We start from the raw sequence: 17,231 nt of genomic DNA, 5'->3' as shown, positions 1-17,231 counted from the left end.
AGTCACGCCAGTCACAGAGGTTGTGTGCGTAGCGTAGTCGTTGTGGGGAGAGATCAGCAGCTCATGCCCCCTCACCCCACCACAACGACAAAATGCTTCGTCACCGGCTCGAGGATCTTCCACGTCCCTTTGAAATCGGCCTCGACCACGAAAGCATCGCCAGGGCCGACCTCGACCGGCTCGCCGCCGTCGGGCGTGATGATGATGCGGCCGGCGATCATGTGGACGAATTCATAATCGGTGTAGGTGGCGTGATAGGTGCCGGGCGAAGCGCGCCAGGTGCCGGACATCACCTTGCCGTCCCCGGAGGTGTGCTGCACGGCCGTCTGCATGGTCGGCCTACCCTCCACGACGATCCAGCCCGGCAGGTCGCCGGCCTCGGCATGCTCGACGGCGCCGAATTTGAGAATGGTCTGCTTGGTCATGGGAGCTCCTGCGGTTGAGATTTACGTCAGGTGTGGCATAGCCGATGGCGCCAAGGTGCGCGAGTGATGCTGCGACATCGCGCGACGCGCTATTCCCGCTGGTCCGTGCGCCCTTGCGAGGGAGCGAGCGTTTTCCCGCATTTGCGAACGGGCTCGTCCCCGAGACAGGGGCCGCGCATTTTCCTCGGAACACCGGCCCCGTCGAAACCGTTTATCTCTCGAAGGGGCGTCCTGCAACTCAAGGAGGCAGCGATGAAAAAGCTTCTGCTTGCTTCGATGATCGCCATCGCCTCGGCGTTCGCGATCGCGCCGGCCAGCGCCGGCAGCGTGCAACTCGGTATCGGCGTCGGTCCAGGCTATGACGACGACTATTATGGCGGATACTACCCTCACCGCTATTACCGGCATGTCTACGATGATGACGACTACTATGTCCCGGATCGTGAACGTTATGTGGTCCGCTATCATAGCCGGTATTATGGCGATAATTGCCGGGTCAGAATCGTGAAGCACTGGCGCCATCACCACCGCGTCATCGAAAAAATCCGCATCTGCGAGCGCTGACCGAGCGGTGCCCATGATTGGCTGATCTCCTACTCGCGAGGGAGATGGCCGCCCGCCCATCCCCAGGGATGGGCGGGCGAATATTAGCGATTTGGAACATAACCTGCCTCCGGCGCGTTTAGGGGGTGATCAACTCCAGGGAGGAGGTAGTCATGAAAACGCTCCTGCTCGCCTCCGTTATAGCCATTGCGTCGGCATTCGCCGTGATCGGCCCGGCCAATGCCGGACGCCTAGAATTCGGGATCGGCATCGGGGACGGTTATTACGACGACTATTACAACGATTACGGGCCATATTACGGTGACGACTATTACAGTGACCCCTACATGTATCGGCCGTATTACCACCAGTATTATAGCTACAGGCCGCATTACTACCGGAATTACTATTTCCGGCATCACAGGCGCTGCCAAGTCGAATATGTGAGACACTGGCGTCATCACCACCGGGTCTACGAGGCGATCCGCGTCTGCAGGTATTGAACCTCGCTGGCAACGAGGGGCTGGCTTGTTGGCCGCTTTTTGCGACCTGTCCTCGAGGGTGACCACGCGCTGCGAATATTAGCGATCGGGAACATACGCTTGCAGCGACCGTTTATTTGGTAATCGGCCTTCAGGAGGAGGTTGCCATGAGAAAACTCTTACTTGCTTCGGCGATTGCCGTCGCCTCCGCCGCAGCCACGGTCGCGCCTGCGGATGCACAGTTCTTCGGGCCGTTCGGCGGCTTCAGCCCGTTCTTCGGTGTCCCGTTCTACGGCGGCGGCCCGTTCTACGATTACGGCGGCCGCTATTATGGACCGCGCTACTATGACGACTACTATCCCGGCTACGTGGTCCGGTATCCGCACTACCGGTACCATCGGTATTACAGGCACTACTACATCTATCCCCATCGGTACCACCACAGGCATCATCACCGGCACCATCACAGGCATCACCACGGGTATTATTACCGGTATTAGCGGGCCGGCGGACTGATCTCCCTCCTTGTGGGGGGAGATCAGTCGGCGCCTTGCAAATTCCCGGCAAAATGCCATCTAATTCTCCGGCATCCACGGAGAACATCCTTGACGCAGCGAAGCGGCAGCGCCGACCTGCCGCTGCATGGCGGGCGGGTCCCGAAGTGGCTGGGCGATCGGATGACGAAGCTCGGCGCAGTGCTGTGCGAGGCGATCATTCACCACTACGGCCGCGATGAGCTTTTGCGGCGTCTGGCGCATCCCTTCTGGTTCCAGTCCTTCGGCGCCGTGATGGGCATGGACTGGCATTCCTCCGGCATCACCACCTCCGTCATCGGCGCGCTGAAGCGGGGGCTCAATCCGCTCAGCAATGAGCTCGGCATCCATGTCTGCGGCGGGCGCGGCGCGCATTCGCGCAAGACGCCCGGCGAGTTGCTGGCGATCGGCGAGCGCGTCGGGCTGGACGGCGATGCCCTGGCCACCGCCAGCCGGCTCGTCGCCAAGGTGGACAGCGCCGCCGTGCAGGACGGTTACGAGCTCTATCTGCACGGCTTCATCGTCACCGATGATGGGCGCTGGGTGGTGGTGCAGCAAGGCATGAACGGCGACGCTCGCCAGGCGCGCCGCTACCATTGGCTGTCGGAGGGGCTCAAAAGCTTCGTCGACCAGCCGCATGCGGCGATCGAGGGCGAGCGCCAGGGCGAGATCGTCAACCTCACCGACCGTCGCGCCGAGAAGGCCCGCGGCGGCCAGATCGCGCTGCTCAAGACGATGAGCCCGGAGAAGATCCTGACCCAGCTCGCGGCGCTGGAGCCGCAACCCGAACCCGAGCCCGCCGCGCAGCCGCTGCTGCCCAACCTCGTCATGCCGGCGCATCACGATGTGCGCGAAAGCGACATCGTGATGCCCCGCCTGCATGGCAACATCGCCTCGGCCATCGAAAGCGGCCCTAAGGATTTTCCTGAATTGCTGCTGGTCCCCGGCGTCGGCCCGCGCACGGTGCGGGCTCTGGCCATGGTGTCGGAAGTGGTGCACGGCGCGCCCTATCGCTTCTCCGACCCGGCCCGCTTCTCCCTCGCCCATGGCGGCAAGGACCGCCACCCCTTCCCCGTGCCGCTGAAGGTCTATGACGAGACGATCACCGTGCTGAAATCGGCGGTGGGCAAGGCCAAGCTCGGAAGAACCGAAGAGTTGGAGGCGCTGAGGCGGCTGGACGGCGAGTCGCGCAGGATGGAGCGGTATGTGACGGGGCCGAGTCTGAAGGAGATCGTGGCGGGCGAGATGGACCAGTCGCATTTGCTGGGCGGACGGAGCGTGTTCGGGTGGGAGGGGAAGCCTGAGGGTGGCGAGGAGCCAACCTCCAAAACGCACACCGGACTCCGCAAATAACGTTGAAGGTCAGCGCCGCCCCTCATTGCCCTGCCGGGCAATTTCTCCCCGTGAACGGGGAGAAAGCGACCGTCGCCGATGCCGCGCTTCTCCTTCGCCCCGTTTACGGTGCCCGAAGGGCGGATGAGGGGCAGCGCCGAGCGTTTGTGATCTCAGCTTGGGCGGACGTTATCTCTTCCGCTCGATCAGCCGCATCCCCTCCTCTGGCTTCACGTAGTGTATCAGCCCCGCCTTTTCGGACAGGACCATGATCCCTCGTTCCAGATAGCCGAAGGCTTCCTTGGGATATTCCTCGGAGTATTCGTCGGTATCCATGGAACAGACCACGACACCTTCGTTCCCTTCCCAGACGAGGATTTTGTCGCCAAGCTTCGCAAGGGTGCCGTCGGTGTATTTCATTGGTTCTTCAAGCGCCCAGCGTTTATGGTCAATCAGCACCCACATCCAGGCCGTGTGCCTCATCTCGTCGCTAATCTCCAGCCCGTTGAGGGACTTGAAGGATAGCCCAGATAATCCGCCACATCCTTTCGGCGCAGTTTCCACGCATAGGTGGCGCAGAGGATGATATGCATGACGTTGTATTCGCCGCTTTTCAGCCGATCGAACGTCTCCTCCAAGGCCTGGTCTTGCTTACCTTCCTCCCAGAGAATCTCGCACTCATATGCATGTCTTCGATTGCTCCAAGCGCCGTACCTCTGATCCAGCAATTTCCGCAGTTCGGTGAATTCTTTTGATCTAGAAGCGTCCTGCGTATTTCGACATCCCTTTTTATGACCTTCAGAGTTTCGCCATCGTCCCCATCCATCGGGGATTCTCCTTTGCTCCCCAATCTATTGGATTTTCTCCGGATCGCCATGACTGTCGAGATAAGCGCGGAGACTTTGAAACGTGAAGGTTAAGGTATTTTCGTCTCACCCCGCCTTCCGGCCCGTCATCCCGTAGTGCACAGCCAGCAAGTCCAACCCCACCTTCAACAATTTCACAACCACGTCGCGCCCCTCGCCCGCGCGTTCGGCGATGGCCTTCACCGACTGGCCTTCGAGGCAGATTTTTCGGGCCACTTCCGCCACTTCCCAATGGGCGAGCGCGGCGGCAGCGTGGGCATACGCCCGGCCGGCTGACAGCACCTGGTCCGGGACGCCGCCGCCGATCCGGCCGCTATCGACGCGCTCGCTCCAGGATTGCGGCTGCAGGCCCTCGCGTTGGCTGCGCTCGAAATCGTCGCGGAAGCGCTGGCCGGCCTCGCGCTGCTGGCGGCTGAGCGAGGTTATGCCGGTGAGCGGATCGACATTGCGCAGGCGCACGACGCCGCCGGTGGAGGTGTAGCCGCCGTTCGAGACTTCGTAGACGCGCCGTGCCTCGGCCGTGCCCGTGGTGAGGCGCTGACGGCCGAATGGGTCCGTTTTCAGCGCGAAGTCGTGGCCGACCTCGCGGCGGATGCGCACCTGCTCGGCCTCGCCCTTGGGGAGCTTTGGGGGTTGGGGTTTCTTGGCGGCTTTGCGGGGCATGGTGCGGTCCTTGGGTCGGAATTCTAGAGATGTTGGCGCGAGACACCCTCATCCGGCTCGGCGCAGAGCGCCGAGCCACCTTCTCCCACAAGGGGAGAAGGGAGAGCCTGGCGCCCTCACATCACCTGCCGCGATGGCCGTGAAACCTTGCATGGTGATGAGCGCAGTAGGAGCGCGTGGCCGACGTCGGCAGGCCGCAGCAGAGCATGTCCGGTCCCGGGCGCGCGCCTTGCGGGTCGGCTTCCGCATCCTCGCGCAGCGCAAGATCGAGCGGCGCGCGGCAACGGCCGAACAGGCAATCGAGAAAGCGCATGGCCGCGACATGCGGCTGGCGGCCGGGGTTCACCGGAGGCGGCGGCGCCGGGAGCTTGTAAAGATGCGCTTCGGATTTTTCGCGGGTGCCGGGGGCGAGCCAGGCGGGCGGCAGGGTGCGCGCGGGTTTGCGCGGCTTGGGATTTTTGAGCTTGGGCGGAATGCGGGCAGTGACGACATTCGCTTGCGTGACGGTTCCATCGACGGACAGGTCTGCGGGACAGCACCCCCTCTGTTCTGCCCGTCCTCCGCAGCAGCTGCGGAGGGTGGACCGGACATCTCCCCCGCAAGGGGGGAGATTGGCTGTGGCAGCGTCGGTGTCTTCCACTTGCCGCGCAAGCGCAGCCGGCTCGGAGAGCGTCACGCCTCCGGCCGCCGTCCTGCCCCGCCTGCCCGGACGATCCGGCCGGGCGTGCTTCCTCGGCCTGCCGCCGGCGCGGCCGCCTTTGGGATTGGCGAAGCCGATGGCGCTCAAACCGGCGTTGCGGTGGACGATGCCGATGATGGCGTTGCGCGAGACCGGGCTGCCGCGCAGCGCGCTGAAGCGGCCGGCGATGCGCGAGGCCGACAGCCCCTCCTTCAGCAAAGCGGCGATCTCGTCGATTTCCTTCTCGGTGTAGGCGGCTGCCATCTGCTCATTCCGTTGATTGCGAAGCGCTTGGGGCGAAGCGCCAGGCTTCAGGCCAGGCGCCAGGGTTCGGCCGCGAGGCCGTTTGGTGGTCAGGTCAGCGAAGGCGTTGAAGGTCAGGCGGCGCCGGCAGCGTTGTCTTGGCGCAATTCCGGACGGAAAACCGCTTCGCACTTTTCCTGGAATTGCTCTGGCGCCGCGCCGGTCAGTCGGAGAAGAGCGGCCTCGGCCGCAGCCCGCGTCAGGCCCGACACCGCGCGGCCCGTCTTCCGGTCGAACAGGATGACGGTGCCGTCCTCTGTGCGGATGCAGCTTATGCCCGAATTGGGGGCCGGAGCCGGGGGAGGAACGGCTCCGGCCGTTCCGGTGAACCGGGGTGCGGGCGGTTCAGCCGGATCCGGGGCAAGCGCCCCGGAATGCGCCCGGACCGGGGAGGAGGACGGTCCGGACGATTGGAATTCGACAGGCGATTCGAACGGGAAAGACGGTTCGAATTGGAAAGGCAACGCGTTCATGCCGCCTCCTTTTGCGTGGCGGCGAACGCGTCGATGCTCCGCCAGGAATCGATAAGCCCTGAGATGCTCGTCGGCGGCACCGGAATCATCGGCTGTGCGGAAATGCTTGCGGGATGTTCATTCATGCGCTAAGCGTACGCTATGTACGAAATACGCGCAAGCGAAATCGTACACTTTGGACGATAATTTCAGGCATTTTGTACGATGATGGATTCTCGGCACAGATTGCAGCAGGCGCGCGCCCAGGCTGGCTATGCCTCGCCCAGCGATGCGGCGCGGGCCTTGCGCGACATCAACAAGAACACGCTGATCAGCCACGAGAACGGCAACCGGCCGCTGTCGCGCAAGGCGGCGGAGAAATACGGCCGGCTGTTCGGCGTCGATCCCGGCTGGCTCTTGTTCAACGGGGATGGCGCAGAGGCGGCGCCGGTCAATTTCGCCCCCTCGCCCGTCACCATAGATGTGCCGATCGTGTCGTGGATCAGCGCCGGCGAGCTCGGCAGCCAGGACAGCGTCGTCAACCTCTCCGACTATCCGACCATCCCCACCGCCGACCTCGAGGAAGGCGAGTGGATCGCGCTGCGCGTCGATGGGCCGTCGATGAACAAGATCTCGCCGCCGGATTCGATCATCTTCGTGAACCTGCGCGACAAGCGGCTGGTGACCAATGGCTGCTACGTGATTTCAGACGAGACGGGACGCGCCACCTACAAGCGCTGGCGCCCGAACGACAATCCGCCGTTCCAGCCGGCATCCTACCTCGACATCCCGCCGCCGGAGCTGGAGGGGGCGATCACGATCATCGGACGGGTGAAGCGGTCGATGATCGATATGTGAGGCCAGGCGGCGGCGCGAGGCTTACTTCAATCGTGGCTGCTGGTGAGCTTGAGGACAGCATGTCGGCTCAAGAGCAGTGCGGCAGGGCCATGGTTTGAGACAAAGAACAAAAAGAGAACTTCTCGTCTTGTGCTTGTCTTCAAAATACTCTTATATCACGGATGCATGAGGTGGGGTCCCATTAGCGGGAGGGGGTAATGAACAAGTCGATCAGGGAAAACCTGATTTTCATTATGGTGGCGCATGCCTGCTTCCTGGCGCAGCCGGCCATCGTGCATGCCGAGGATACGGACTATCATCCGCAAAATTTTACCCAGCCTCTGAGCGCCGCCAGAGGCACAATCACTCCGGCTGGCGGCGCCGCCTTCTACCTGAAGCCGGAGGACCGCTGCAACCTGGTGGTGAAGGAGTTCGGCTGGGACCGCGACCAATGCGGTACGATCGACCAGTTGATCTTCGGCTTCACGCCGGAGATCGATAACCTCACCGTCGAAAAGCCGGTGTCGGACGGCTATGTCAGCCTCGCGGACTGGGACAGCGCCGACCGCAACGAAGAAATTAGTTCCCTGGAGGAGAGCTTCAAAGAGTCGGTCAAAGCGCAGTCGCAACGGCTTGGACAGGACATCCGCTTCGACGGCTGGCTCCTTTATCCGCAAATCGATAAGGGTAAGAATATCCTTTACTACGCCAACATCCTGAACTGGGCCGGCGACAGGACGATCAACATCTCGGTCTCGGTCTTCGACCGCCAGGGCTATGTCCCAATCAAGATCGTGCCGGTGAACGGCAACATCACGAGCGATGCCGTGCAAAAGATCGTCGAGGCGTCGGCCGACGCCTACAAGCCGAGGGCCGGCAGTTCCTATTTCGAATTCTCCAGCGGCGACAAGGTGGCCGGTTACGGCGCGCTGGGCGTCTTGGCGACGATGCTCGGGGTCAAATACGGCAAGGCCGCCGGCGTCGGGCTGATCGCGCTGGCGCTGCTGGTGCTGAAGAAGGGCGCCTTCCTCGTGCTGTTGCCGCTGGTGTGGCTGAGAAGGCTGTTCAGCCGCAAGAAGGCCGATAGTTGAAGTGAACTTGCGGGCCTCCTGAGACATTGAGTTCCTTCGTGCCCCCTCAGGGTTGGCCCTACCCCACAAACTCATTCGTGAAATAGGCCCCGAGATCCGGCCTCTCGTTCATCGCCTTGCCATTGCCGTCGAGCAATATCCCCGAGGCGAACAGATACCCGTCCATCGCCTCCATCTTGGCCTTGTCCATCGTGCCGATGGCGCCGTCCGCGCTTTTCAGGAAATGTCCGTCGTTCAGCGCCTTCAGCGAGGCGTGCACCAGCGCCGGGTTGGTCAGCGTATCCTTGTTCGCGGCGATCAGCAGCTCGCCCGCCTGCTGCGCATGATCGACGGCGAATGCGTAGCCGCGCCGCGTCGCCTGGACGAAGGCCGCGGCCGCCTGTCGGTTGGCGGCGAGGAAGGCGTTGCTGGAGACGATCAACGTGGTGTGCTCGTCCGGCACGCCATAATCGGCATAGCGGAAGCTGCGCTGCTTGAGCCCCTTCAGTCCGGCCTCGACGCCTTCCCAGGTCGAGACCTCCAGCGTGAAATCGACCGCGCCGTTGGCCAAAGCCTCGTAAGCCGAGGTACCCAGCGTCACAGTGGAAAACTCACCTTTGCCGCCGTCATGGCGGATGATGGTCGAGATCAGCGCGTTCTCCCAGGCGCTGCCGAAGCCGCCATAGGTCAGGCCGTCGAGATTTTTCGGAGTCTTGATGGCGGCGCGGTCGGCGTTGAAGACGACGCGGCCGGTCTCCGACTGGACGACGGCGTAGACGGCCTTCAAATCCGCGCCCGCGCTCTTTTGCGTGAACAGGCCGAGCGAGCCGGAAATGCCGAAATCGGCGACCTGGCTGGCCACCAGCGTGCCCGAGCCGGTGTCGCCATAGGGCAGGATTTCGACCTCGATGCCCGCATCGCGGTAAAAGCCCTTGTCGCGGGCGACGAACAGGCCGATGTGATTGGTGTTGACGGTCCAGTCGAGCGCGACGGTGATTTTTTGCGCGGCGGCCCGGGCACGTGCAGCAGTCCCGGCAAATGGCAGGCTGGCGGCCAGAAGCATCGCTTGACGGCGGGTGAAGTCGGTCATCGGTTTTCTCCATCGGATGGTCGGGAAATCGGTTCGGCGGCGCCGAGCAAAATGTCGAGGATGCCGGCTTCGATCGCGGCTGCCTTGCCGGCAAGTGCAGCGCTCTCGGTGCGCGGGCGCGGCAGCGGCACAGCCACCTCGCGCACCACGCGCGCGGGCCGTGCCGACAGCACATAGATACGGTCGGACAGAAGCACCGCCTCGCGCACGTCATGGGTGATGAGCAGCGCCGTCCAGCGATGGTTTCGCCACATCGTCTCCAGCCAGCGCTGCATGGCCGCGCGGGTGAGCGCGTCGAGCGCGCCGAACGGCTCGTCGAGGAGCAGCATGTCGCGCTGCTGCACGACGGTGCGCAGCAATGCCGCGCGCTGGCGCATGCCGCCGGACAGCTCGGCCGGCCAGGCGCGCTCGAAGCCGGCAAGGCCGAACTCGGCGAACAACGGGGCCACGCGCTCGCGCGCCGCGCGGCGCTTCATGCCCTGCACCTCGAGCCCCAGCGTCGCATTGTCGATGACGCGCCGCCACGGCATCAGCGCATCGCGCTGCGGCATGAAGGCGAAGCGGGCGCCATCGAGCGGCGCGCCGTCGAACCGCATCTCGCCCTCGCCCCGGATCGCGCCGGTGAGCAACTGGAACAGTGTCGACTTGCCCGCGCCGGAGGGGCCAAGGATCGAGACGAACTCGCCCTCTTCAACATGCAGCGAAATGCCCGCCAGAACCTCGAGCATGCCGAAGTTTTTTCGAATGTTGCGGAGCTCGAGCCGGGTCATGGCCGGCCCTCTCCGGAAGGCTTGTCGCCATAGCGCTCCGCCATTTCGCTCCTTGCATTTTCCCAGGGCATGGCGAGACGCTGGGCGAGCACGGCGAGGCCGAACAGCGTGAGCGTGAGCGCCGAGCTGACCGCGACGGCGGCGAGCACCAGGTCGGGGCGGAAATTGTTCTTGGCGCTGAGCATGTAGATGCCGAGCCCTTTGGCGGCGCCCGCATATTCGGCGAAGATGGCGCCGACCACGGCATAGGTGATGGAGATGCGCAGTCCGGCGAAGAAATAGGGCAGCGCCGACGGTAACCGAGCGAGCCAGAAGATGCGCCGGCGCCCTGCACCCATGGCGGCGAGCATCTGACTGATTTCCTTGGCCGTGGCGGCATAGCCCTGGACCAATGCCACCATCATCGGAAAGAAGGTGACCAGCGCCACGAGCAGGATCTTCGGCAACAGCCCGAAGCCGAACCAAAGCACCACCAGCGGCGCGATTGCCACCAGCGGCAAGGTCTGGCTGGCGATCAGGAGCGGGAACAGCGCGCGGCGCAAGGGGGCAAAGAAGTCAACCAGCGCCGAGAGGATGAAGGCGGCAACGAGCGAGCAGGCAAAGCCCGCCAGCGTGGCTCGGATGGTGGGAAGCGTGTTGTCGGCCAGTGCCGCCCGGTTCTCCCAGGCCTGCGCCAACACGCGCGAGGGTGCAGGGAGCACGGTGGGGGCGATGCAGCCGAGGCGTGCGCAGAGTTCCCAAGCGACGAGAAGGAGAGCGAAAGCCAGCGCAGCGGGGAAGATCTTCGCGACGGTCGTGGTGAAGGCTGATCTCCCCCCTAGAGGGGGAGATGGCCGGCAGGCCAGAGGGGGGCGCGAAGGAATGCCAGCTTTCGAAAGTTGTGCGGGAGCGGTTGGCGAACGCCGCGTGCGCAACCAGTTGAAAGGCCGGCGGGACAGCACCCCCCTCTGCCCTGCCGGGCATCTCCCCCGCAAGGGGGGAGATTGGCCGTCACCTCGGGTTTCGCCAATCTCCAGAGGTTCCCCTCTCTCCTGCGAGATGGGACTGGGGGCATCTCCCCCACGCAATGGATCAAGCCAAACAGCCACAACATCTACCTCGATAGATCGAGCTTGCGCTCAAGCCGCGGTTGGGCTGTTCGCCGAAATGGTGATGTCGAGCGTCACGTGACCGGCGCCCGGCCCGAAGCGGCAGAAGGCTTCGTTCAGCGTGGCGAACACCGCGCCGGCGTCGCCGCGCAGCTTGGTGCAAAAATGCTTGGAGCGTTCGAAGACGCCGGACCGCTTCAGGAAATCGATGCAGCCATAGATCTCGTCCATGTGGTCGCCGGTGCCCATCACATAGAGCGAGAATTGCGCCGCCACCGGCTGGTTGGTCGAAAGCGTGGCCCCGACGGCGCGCAGCGCGGCGCGCTTGCGGTCGTCGAGCGGGATCGCCGGGCCGCCGATCTCCTCGGAGCGGCAGATCGGGTCATCCGGCTCGCCGGGGCAGCCGCGCGAGACGGCTGCCGACAGAACACAGTGCCTGCCGCTTTTGGCGGCCGCCACGAACAGGTCGCGCATGGCTGGGAACAGCACCTCGGGCGGCCCGACCAGGAGCGTCGAGATATCGTCGGTTTCGATCCTCAGCCTGTCGCGGTAAGGATCGAGCGCGCCAAGCGCGCCAAGGATCACGCCGACGAAATCGTCGGCCATGGGATAAAGGGAAATCTGTGCGCCGGAAAACATGGCCCGCCTCGCTCCGCTGGTATTATCCAGATCAGCTTTAGGGTCCGGAGGCTTGCCGCCACCATCTCAGCCCCGACCGTACGGAGCACCCCTGTGGATGGCGGGTTTAAAGCACTGTTTACGGTGCTGGGAAAGCGGTTTTTTGCGGTGTCAGTTGGGCCAGGCGCCCATCTCCCTATGGGAGATGCCGGTGGTTATAACCGTTTTATCTAACCTATTTTGTCGTTCAAATTGTACGAATCTCGCTTGATTGCTTTTCGTACGCAAAGTACGATACTTCCCTTCCTTTGAGGGGATTTGCTTGAACACCGCGAACCATGCCGCTTTTGCCGACCTCTCCCATCCGTTGTTGTCGCCTTTGCCGCTCGCCGAGCGCGAACGCCTTGCCGGCGCCTGGCGCATGGCCAGCCAGGACATCGCCGACGACATCCGCTTCATCCGGCAATATCTGAAGGTGATCGCCGAAAAGGAGGAGCGGCTTTCGACCGGCACGCTGGTGCATGGCCGCGCCTACGTCGAGGCGTGCGCGGCCTGGCTGCCGGAGACGGCGGCGCGGTATTTGCGCAATCTCAGGCTGATCAGCGAATGCGAAAGCGCGATGATCGCCGCGGGGGTCAGGTTTGCCCGATCGAGCGATGCGTGGTGAGAGCGTTTTGACCTCTTCCGTTAGAGAAGGGAAGGAACTTCAAGGCCGCCAGCGACGCGAACAATCATGTCGCTGCAACCCTCGGCTCTGGGCCTCGAAAAATGCATCGTTTCACACAATCGCCAATTGGTGGACGCGGGCGAGCGGCCGGGCGTTAATTCTGCGCAGGCGAAGGAGGGTAAAGCCGTATACCAGGGAGGAATTTCGTTTTGATGGACCAACAAATCGACATCGGCATACAGCCTGACGATCAGCCCTACGAAGTCACTTCATTCGCCCGCAAGCATGGCCTGACGGTCCCGGTTGCCGACGCGGTCCTTTTCGCCAAAGGTCCGTCGCCGTCACGCGCAGCTTGCGACATGGCAGCGCTTGCCTTCCTCTGCGCGGTCGCGCGATACGCCGGAAAGCAAGGGACGCGATAGCCTCCTCTTATAGCTTAATTGCAACCCGCATGCCGCCGGCGTGGCTGCTGGCGGCGGCGATGCCGAGCGTGCCGGTCAGCCGACCGCCATGGTCGAAGCCTTCGCTCAGAGGTCGTGACGGTTCAGCGGGGAGCGTAGATGCGAAGCATGGTGCCGTTATCGTAAGCGGCCGTCACGAGGACGTTTAGCTTGAGCGCGTCCGTCAAACCGCTGAATAGCGGTTTGCCACCGCCATAGGCGATCGGCCGAGTCAGGATGACATACTCATCAATCAGACCTGCCTTCGACAGCGCCTGAGCGAACTCTGCGCCGCCCCATGCAATAATTTCGCCGCCGGGTTGCTTTTTCAATTTAGCGATTTCCTCGTGCAGGTCACCTTTCGCAATAGTGGACTCTGGCCAAGTCGCCTCTTTCAGCGTTTTCGAAAACACGACCTTGGGGATGTCGTTCATCGGCGCGGCATAGGCATCCTCGGATTTTTGCCAGTACGGCCCCATTTCCTCGTAACTCACGCGGCCCATGATGTGTGTGCCAGCGCGACTGATGCGATCGAGTTTCCACCGCTTGAGCTCTGCCGGTTCAGGAAAACCGCCCGTCGACATTCCCACCGGCCCTACGACATATCCGTCGACAGACATGGTCATGATCAAGACGACTTTGCGCATGGTCGGTATAGCCTCCGGGCACAGTTCTCACACGGAGCGTCGCACCGTCACATGATCGGTGAAAAGGGGGCAGGCCTTGGCTGGCGGTCAGCCCTTGGTCTTCCTGGCGGGGGACTTTGCCTTGGCCGGGCCCTTGGCGGGCTTCTCCGCCTTGGCCGCTTTCGGCTTGTCGGCCTTGGCGGCGGCGGCCTTTTTCGGGCTCTTGGCTTTCGGCTTGCCGGCCGCATCGACTTCGGCCGTCGCCTGGTCCCAATGGTCCTTATGAGCGCCTTCGGGCCGGCCGGCCTGCTCCCAGATCTCGTGCGCGCGCTGGCGAATGCGTTCGTGCCTGTCGTCCGTCACTGTCGCCTCCTGATGTTGGGACGGTTCCCCGGCGCGAACATTAGCCGAATTTTCGCGTGTCGTCTTCGGTATCACGAACAAGCGACCCGACCTGGACGGCAATTTCGCTCAGTGTCCGTCGGTAACGACCGCGATGCCCAGATGCGCTGCCTTTTTTGTAATCAATCCGGCTAAATCCGCGTCAGAGCGGTCGGTCCCCGTGCGCTGGCGCAGCAGGGTAATCGCCTCGTGCATCGACAGTAGGCCAGTCCTATGCTCGGCCAAAAGCTTGTCGACTTGGCGTGCGATGTCAGGTGATTCGACGTGTGGATGATGCATGGCAACGACTCCTTCCGCGCTTCGTTGCCTCCCAAACCACTGCCCTATCTTAGGCCTTATGCCCGGATGCGAAAAGAGCCCGATCCTTGCCCAGTGCTTCGGAGGATCGGGCTCTTCCAGGCTGGATCTACTCGATCACCTGAACAACGCGGCGCGTGCCGGGATCGATCAGCACCGTATGGTCGTTGACGACCGCATAGCGGTACTGGACGTCCGGAACCTGCTGCAACTCGACGGTGTCAGGCACGGTCGAGCCGACGCCAAGCTCAAGGCCGAGCACATTGACCGAGGCGATCGGATGCTTGTGGACATATTCCTTGACCACGGTCTGCTGCTCGGGGGTGACGATCACCTCGTCCGCGGCCGCGATGCCGATGCCGGCCATCAGAGCCAGGCCGGCGACAGCTGGAATGAGGGTGGTTTTCATCGTTTCTCTCCTGTTGCGTTGGTGAGCTCCGCCCTGCCTCCGCAGGGGCGGAAACACGAGCAGGTCGAACATGGGAGCTCCCGGGGCAAACGCCGCCGGCAGGGTGTTGTTCCGTCAGCGGCGACTAATTGATTTGGCGGAACCTTCGCATCGGCTCCGCATTGGAAGGCATTGAAACTGCCCAAGTCTTTGAAATCCTAAGGATGCCGCAGTCATGCAGGAAGGCTCCATCAGAAGCGACATCGAACTTCGCCCCCCCGTGGCCATCGCGGTGGGTGCCGGCTTCAAGCGCGAGATCGCCTCTCTTACCGCGATGCAGAACTTTCTCAAGGAATGGCCCCAGGCCATGCGGGGCGGCAGCTACGCCAACGCATTCCGCGCCTGTGAGGCGGCGCGGAGCGGAGAGATCGATCTCGACAAGGCGCGACAGGCGTTCCTGGTCTTCGCGCGGAAGGCCGGGATCGAATGGACGGGCGCCGATCCCGTCGCGGTGCTGCGCGAAGCAAAGATCAGGCGAATCCGGGCACGCGAAAGCCGGGCACCAAACCGGCACGTGCCTGGCTAGGCCCAGCCTCGACGCGTTCGGCACACCATGTGATCGGCGTTGTCCTGCAAGTTTTGGGATTTGGCCGGCCGATCCTGGGAGGAAGCTCGGCGCCTCCTGACGTCCATCTTGCCTGCCGACCGCCGCCTTCCCGGCTGACGGTCGGGCTGAAACGATCCGGGATCTCGACTGGTAGCCGCTGTCAGTTCGGTGCCGATTCGCTCAGCGCCTCGGCAACGAAGGACGCAGCGATCAGATCGTCGGCCTCAATGCGTAGGGAGCCCTCGCCGCCCCCCATGATCGCCGCGACCTTCTGGAAAGCCTTCATTTCATGCTCGGTGATCCGGGCGTCTTGCATCCTGGCTTTGAGATGGGCAACACGCATCCCGAGCGAACGGGATGTTCCGATTTCTCGTTTCGACATGTTGGTAAACTCCTCCTCGCCCCGCCGTACTGTTCGCCACCGCCCGTATTTTCACGTTGCCACTGGTTTGTGTTGTCTATGAGACAACGTGAACCAGAGCCGGTAACTCAAGCGCTGAGGGAAGGTTCCGTTAGCACATGGTAACAAAATAATAATCGGTTAATGGCCCGTCGCCGTAACCAGGCGGCGGGCCATCCGATTTGATGCGCTATCGATCAATCGAGGACCTTGACGATCTTGCGGGTACCGGGGTCGACGATCACCGTCCGGTTATCGACGACGACGTAACGGTATTTGACGTTGGGCACTTCATGTAATTCGACCGTGTCGGGAAGCGTGCTGCCGATATTCAGCTCGACGCCCGGAATGTTGACCGAGGCCAGCGGCTGTTTATGCACGTATTCCTTGATCACGGTTTCCTGCTCCGGCGCGATCACGACATCCTGCGCGGCAGCCGCGCCGATACCAGCAAGCAGCAGGAAGCCAGCGGCGGCGGAGGTGAGGTGCATTTTCATTGGTCTCTCCTATGTGGATCTGAATCGAATCGCCTGAATGCTGCGCCTGCGATTTTCCACAGCGGGTCGGCATTGCCGTAACGCCGTTCGCCTACCCTTGTTCCTGCAAAACTGGACCGGCGCCTGCAAAAACAACTGCCGCCGTGTTTCGCGACCATCGCCTCCGGCCGTGGCAACAATTTCGGAACAATGCGTTTCGGGCTGGGTTACCCATCCGAAGGGACCGACTTTCCGAGGAGAAAATCCAATGAAACATCTGCTGATCACAAGCATGATCGCGCTCGGCGTCGGTTGCGGCGCCGCGATGGCGCAGACCGAGTCCGCGCAGCCGAGCGGCGGCGACAACAATTGCACGGCCGGCACGGCCGATTGCCAAAAGGGCGGCAAGGCGGGCGGCCAGGCCCAGGGTCAGATGAAGTCGCAAACCCAGCAGAAGGCCCAGGGCAAGGCCGGCGCAAACACCGAAGAGCAGGCTCAAGGCAAGTCCAAGATGAAGACCGAAGAGCAGGCTCAGGGTCAGTCGGGCGCCAACACTGACCAGAACGCCCAGGACAACACACAGCTGAAGAAGAAGCAGCAGGCGCAGGGCAAGACTGGCACCAGCACCGAACAGAACGCCCAGGGCACCACCAAGATGCAGACTGAGCAGAACGCCCAGGGCAAGACCGGTACGACGACCCAGCAGAATGCCCAGGACAAGACGAAGACCCAGACCGATCAGCAGGCTCAGGGTAAGACCGGCACGACCACCGAGCAGAACGCTCAGGGCACCACCAAGATGCAGACTGAGCAGAACGCCCAGGGCAAGACCGGTACCACCACCCAGCAGAACGCCCAGGGCAACACCAACGTCGAGACCGACCAGAACAAGACGGCGTCGATCAATAACGTGACGGTGGAACAGAGGACGCAGATCACGCAGGTCATTCATGAGAGCCATGTCGAACCGGTTCGCGACGTCAGCTTCGACATCTCCGTCGGCGTCGAGGTGCCGCGCCATAAGGTGCGTCTGCACCGTCTGCCGGCCCGGATCGTCAAGATCGTTCCGGCTTATGAAAACTATGAGTATTTCGTCTTGGCCGATGGACGCATCGTCATCGTCGACCCGGACACCTACAAGATCGTAGTGATCCTGAGCTGATCCGGTCAGCATAGC

General features: G+C 62.7%; 24 protein-coding genes and 1 riboswitch. Of the genes, 9 read left to right on the top strand and 15 right to left on the bottom strand.

Going from position 1 to position 17,231, the window contains the following annotated elements; genetic code table 11:
• Positions 1-71: 71 nt before the first annotated feature.
• On the bottom strand, positions 72-425 hold the full coding sequence (locus tag LB520_RS26220; protein WP_224639876.1) for a cupin domain-containing protein: 354 nt from the start codon (positions 423-425) through the stop codon (positions 72-74).
• A gap of 252 nt (positions 426-677) precedes the next feature.
• Between LB520_RS26220 and LB520_RS26215 the strand changes: the two genes are divergently transcribed.
• From LB520_RS26215 to LB520_RS26200, 4 genes are all read left to right on the top strand, one after another.
• Positions 678-989, top strand: coding sequence for a hypothetical protein (locus LB520_RS26215; RefSeq protein ID WP_095768303.1), 312 nt, complete (start codon positions 678-680; stop codon positions 987-989).
• A gap of 152 nt (positions 990-1,141) precedes the next feature.
• Positions 1,142-1,471 carry a hypothetical protein gene (locus tag LB520_RS26210; protein WP_224549798.1) on the top strand — a complete coding sequence of 110 codons (330 nt, stop codon included), beginning with the start codon at positions 1,142-1,144 and terminating at the stop codon, positions 1,469-1,471.
• Between the two features lie 146 nt (positions 1,472-1,617).
• Positions 1,618-1,950 carry a hypothetical protein gene (locus tag LB520_RS26205; RefSeq protein ID WP_224610306.1) on the top strand — a complete coding sequence of 111 codons (333 nt, stop codon included), beginning with the start codon at positions 1,618-1,620 and terminating at the stop codon, positions 1,948-1,950.
• 105 nt (positions 1,951-2,055) lie between these two features.
• A complete protein-coding gene (locus LB520_RS26200) occupies positions 2,056-3,336 on the top strand; it encodes a DUF763 domain-containing protein (protein WP_224639875.1) in 1,281 nt (426 codons plus the stop codon).
• 168 nt (positions 3,337-3,504) lie between these two features.
• Here LB520_RS26200 and LB520_RS26195 read toward each other — a convergent pair whose 3' ends face one another.
• The 4 genes from LB520_RS26195 to LB520_RS26180 all read right to left on the bottom strand — a co-directional run bounded on the left by LB520_RS26195 (position 3,505) and on the right by LB520_RS26180 (position 6,299).
• Positions 3,505-3,798: a hypothetical protein gene (locus tag LB520_RS26195; protein WP_224639874.1), complete on the bottom strand. Its 294-nt coding sequence runs from the start codon at positions 3,796-3,798 to the stop codon at positions 3,505-3,507.
• A 449-nt stretch (positions 3,799-4,247) separates the two neighbouring features.
• The gene (locus tag LB520_RS26190) at positions 4,248-4,844 is read right to left on the bottom strand and encodes a DUF6456 domain-containing protein (protein ID WP_224632133.1); all 597 of its coding nucleotides are present in this window, start codon (positions 4,842-4,844) and stop codon (positions 4,248-4,250) included.
• Positions 4,845-4,965: 121 nt separating this feature from the next.
• Complete coding sequence (locus LB520_RS26185) at positions 4,966-5,787, bottom strand: GcrA cell cycle regulator (RefSeq protein ID WP_224632132.1); 822 nt, start codon at positions 5,785-5,787, stop codon at positions 4,966-4,968.
• A gap of 113 nt (positions 5,788-5,900) precedes the next feature.
• Complete coding sequence (locus LB520_RS26180; protein WP_141245380.1) at positions 5,901-6,299, bottom strand: hypothetical protein; 399 nt, start codon at positions 6,297-6,299, stop codon at positions 5,901-5,903.
• Between the two features lie 204 nt (positions 6,300-6,503).
• Here LB520_RS26180 and LB520_RS26175 point away from each other — a divergent pair, with 204 nt between their 5' ends.
• Together LB520_RS26175 and LB520_RS26170 are read left to right on the top strand one after the other, a co-directional pair.
• A complete protein-coding gene (locus tag LB520_RS26175) occupies positions 6,504-7,136 on the top strand; it encodes a helix-turn-helix transcriptional regulator (RefSeq protein ID WP_095768299.1) in 633 nt (210 codons plus the stop codon).
• A gap of 197 nt (positions 7,137-7,333) precedes the next feature.
• Positions 7,334-8,206, top strand: a complete 873-nt coding sequence (locus LB520_RS26170; RefSeq protein WP_224639873.1) for a DUF2167 domain-containing protein — start codon at positions 7,334-7,336, stop codon at positions 8,204-8,206.
• A gap of 58 nt (positions 8,207-8,264) precedes the next feature.
• On the opposite strand, the gene LB520_RS26165 is transcribed toward LB520_RS26170, so the two are convergent.
• From LB520_RS26165 to LB520_RS26150, 4 genes are all read right to left on the bottom strand, one after another.
• Positions 8,265-9,275 (bottom strand): ABC transporter substrate-binding protein, encoded by a 1,011-nt coding sequence (locus LB520_RS26165; protein ID WP_224639872.1) that lies wholly within the window; start codon positions 9,273-9,275, stop codon positions 8,265-8,267.
• Positions 9,272-10,045: an ABC transporter ATP-binding protein gene (locus LB520_RS26160; RefSeq protein WP_224639871.1), complete on the bottom strand. Its 774-nt coding sequence runs from the start codon at positions 10,043-10,045 to the stop codon at positions 9,272-9,274. The genes LB520_RS26165 and LB520_RS26160 overlap by 4 nt, the downstream gene beginning before the upstream one ends.
• The gene (locus LB520_RS26155; RefSeq protein ID WP_224639887.1) at positions 10,042-10,827 is read right to left on the bottom strand and encodes an ABC transporter permease; all 786 of its coding nucleotides are present in this window, start codon (positions 10,825-10,827) and stop codon (positions 10,042-10,044) included. The genes LB520_RS26160 and LB520_RS26155 overlap by 4 nt, the downstream gene beginning before the upstream one ends.
• 336 nt (positions 10,828-11,163) lie before the next feature.
• On the bottom strand, positions 11,164-11,772 hold the full coding sequence (locus LB520_RS26150; protein WP_140845426.1) for a YkoF family thiamine/hydroxymethylpyrimidine-binding protein: 609 nt from the start codon (positions 11,770-11,772) through the stop codon (positions 11,164-11,166).
• Positions 11,763-11,875: riboswitch (TPP riboswitch) on the bottom strand. Its footprint overlaps the gene before it by 10 nt.
• Positions 11,876-12,073: 198 nt before the next feature.
• On the opposite strand from LB520_RS26150, the gene LB520_RS26145 reads away from it, so the two are divergent.
• Complete coding sequence (locus LB520_RS26145) at positions 12,074-12,418, top strand: hypothetical protein (protein ID WP_224548528.1); 345 nt, start codon at positions 12,074-12,076, stop codon at positions 12,416-12,418.
• Positions 12,419-12,962: 544 nt separating this feature from the next.
• Here LB520_RS26145 and LB520_RS26140 read toward each other — a convergent pair.
• The 4 genes from LB520_RS26140 to LB520_RS26125 all read right to left on the bottom strand — a co-directional run bounded on the left by LB520_RS26140 (position 12,963) and on the right by LB520_RS26125 (position 14,592).
• Positions 12,963-13,505, bottom strand: a complete 543-nt coding sequence (locus tag LB520_RS26140; RefSeq protein ID WP_224639870.1) for a dihydrofolate reductase family protein — start codon at positions 13,503-13,505, stop codon at positions 12,963-12,965.
• An 87-nt stretch (positions 13,506-13,592) separates the two neighbouring features.
• Positions 13,593-13,847: a DUF2934 domain-containing protein gene (locus LB520_RS26135; RefSeq protein ID WP_224639869.1), complete on the bottom strand. Its 255-nt coding sequence runs from the start codon at positions 13,845-13,847 to the stop codon at positions 13,593-13,595.
• 108 nt (positions 13,848-13,955) lie between these two features.
• Positions 13,956-14,165 (bottom strand): hypothetical protein, encoded by a 210-nt coding sequence (locus LB520_RS26130; RefSeq protein WP_095768291.1) that lies wholly within the window; start codon positions 14,163-14,165, stop codon positions 13,956-13,958.
• A 127-nt stretch (positions 14,166-14,292) separates the two neighbouring features.
• Entirely contained in the window at positions 14,293-14,592 is a 300-nt protein-coding gene (locus LB520_RS26125) for a DUF1236 domain-containing protein (RefSeq protein WP_140541659.1), read from the bottom strand.
• A gap of 214 nt (positions 14,593-14,806) precedes the next feature.
• Here LB520_RS26125 and LB520_RS26120 point away from each other — a divergent pair, with 214 nt between their 5' ends.
• Positions 14,807-15,157, top strand: a complete 351-nt coding sequence (locus LB520_RS26120; protein ID WP_095768289.1) for a DUF982 domain-containing protein — start codon at positions 14,807-14,809, stop codon at positions 15,155-15,157.
• A 181-nt stretch (positions 15,158-15,338) separates the two neighbouring features.
• Here LB520_RS26120 and LB520_RS26115 read toward each other — a convergent pair whose 3' ends face one another.
• The gene (locus LB520_RS26115; RefSeq protein WP_224639868.1) at positions 15,339-15,560 is read right to left on the bottom strand and encodes a hypothetical protein; all 222 of its coding nucleotides are present in this window, start codon (positions 15,558-15,560) and stop codon (positions 15,339-15,341) included.
• 215 nt (positions 15,561-15,775) lie between these two features.
• Positions 15,776-16,075 carry a DUF1236 domain-containing protein gene (locus LB520_RS26110; protein WP_224639867.1) on the bottom strand — a complete coding sequence of 100 codons (300 nt, stop codon included), beginning with the start codon at positions 16,073-16,075 and terminating at the stop codon, positions 15,776-15,778.
• 271 nt (positions 16,076-16,346) lie between these two features.
• Between LB520_RS26110 and LB520_RS26105 the strand changes: the two genes are divergently transcribed.
• Entirely contained in the window at positions 16,347-17,216 is an 870-nt protein-coding gene (locus LB520_RS26105; protein ID WP_318012145.1) for a DUF1236 domain-containing protein, read from the top strand.
• Positions 17,217-17,231: the final 15 nt, after the last annotated feature.

The organism is Mesorhizobium sp. CA12 (assembly GCF_020165255.1).
GTDB lineage: Bacteria > Pseudomonadota > Alphaproteobacteria > Rhizobiales > Rhizobiaceae > Mesorhizobium.
The sequence above is the reverse complement of the archived record's forward strand: the minus strand, read 5'-3'. Positions and strand labels throughout refer to the sequence as shown.

Excerpts from the sequence above, each read along its gene's own strand:
- LB520_RS26220 (WP_224639876.1), bottom strand. The coding sequence starts at position 425 with ATGACCAAGCAGACCATTCTCAAATTCGGCGCCGTCGAGCATGCCGAG.
- LB520_RS26215 (WP_095768303.1), top strand. The coding sequence starts at position 678 with ATGAAAAAGCTTCTGCTTGCTTCGATGATCGCCATCGCCTCGGCGTTC.
- LB520_RS26210 (WP_224549798.1), top strand. The coding sequence starts at position 1,142 with ATGAAAACGCTCCTGCTCGCCTCCGTTATAGCCATTGCGTCGGCATTC.
- LB520_RS26205 (WP_224610306.1), top strand. The coding sequence starts at position 1,618 with ATGAGAAAACTCTTACTTGCTTCGGCGATTGCCGTCGCCTCCGCCGCA.
- LB520_RS26195 (WP_224639874.1), bottom strand. The coding sequence starts at position 3,798 with ATGAGGCACACGGCCTGGATGTGGGTGCTGATTGACCATAAACGCTGG.
- LB520_RS26190 (WP_224632133.1), bottom strand. The coding sequence starts at position 4,844 with ATGCCCCGCAAAGCCGCCAAGAAACCCCAACCCCCAAAGCTCCCCAAG.
- LB520_RS26185 (WP_224632132.1), bottom strand. The coding sequence starts at position 5,787 with ATGGCAGCCGCCTACACCGAGAAGGAAATCGACGAGATCGCCGCTTTG.
- LB520_RS26180 (WP_141245380.1), bottom strand. The coding sequence starts at position 6,299 with ATGAACGCGTTGCCTTTCCAATTCGAACCGTCTTTCCCGTTCGAATCG.
- LB520_RS26175 (WP_095768299.1), top strand. The coding sequence starts at position 6,504 with ATGATGGATTCTCGGCACAGATTGCAGCAGGCGCGCGCCCAGGCTGGC.
- LB520_RS26170 (WP_224639873.1), top strand. The coding sequence starts at position 7,334 with ATGAACAAGTCGATCAGGGAAAACCTGATTTTCATTATGGTGGCGCAT.
- LB520_RS26165 (WP_224639872.1), bottom strand. The coding sequence starts at position 9,275 with ATGACCGACTTCACCCGCCGTCAAGCGATGCTTCTGGCCGCCAGCCTG.
- LB520_RS26160 (WP_224639871.1), bottom strand. The coding sequence starts at position 10,045 with ATGACCCGGCTCGAGCTCCGCAACATTCGAAAAAACTTCGGCATGCTC.
- LB520_RS26150 (WP_140845426.1), bottom strand. The coding sequence starts at position 11,772 with ATGTTTTCCGGCGCACAGATTTCCCTTTATCCCATGGCCGACGATTTC.
- LB520_RS26140 (WP_224639870.1), bottom strand. The coding sequence starts at position 13,505 with ATGCGCAAAGTCGTCTTGATCATGACCATGTCTGTCGACGGATATGTC.
- LB520_RS26130 (WP_095768291.1), bottom strand. The coding sequence starts at position 14,165 with ATGCATCATCCACACGTCGAATCACCTGACATCGCACGCCAAGTCGAC.
- LB520_RS26125 (WP_140541659.1), bottom strand. The coding sequence starts at position 14,592 with ATGAAAACCACCCTCATTCCAGCTGTCGCCGGCCTGGCTCTGATGGCC.
- LB520_RS26120 (WP_095768289.1), top strand. The coding sequence starts at position 14,807 with ATGCAGGAAGGCTCCATCAGAAGCGACATCGAACTTCGCCCCCCCGTG.
- LB520_RS26115 (WP_224639868.1), bottom strand. The coding sequence starts at position 15,560 with ATGTCGAAACGAGAAATCGGAACATCCCGTTCGCTCGGGATGCGTGTT.
- LB520_RS26110 (WP_224639867.1), bottom strand. The coding sequence starts at position 16,075 with ATGAAAATGCACCTCACCTCCGCCGCCGCTGGCTTCCTGCTGCTTGCT.
- LB520_RS26105 (WP_318012145.1), top strand. The coding sequence starts at position 16,347 with ATGATCGCGCTCGGCGTCGGTTGCGGCGCCGCGATGGCGCAGACCGAG.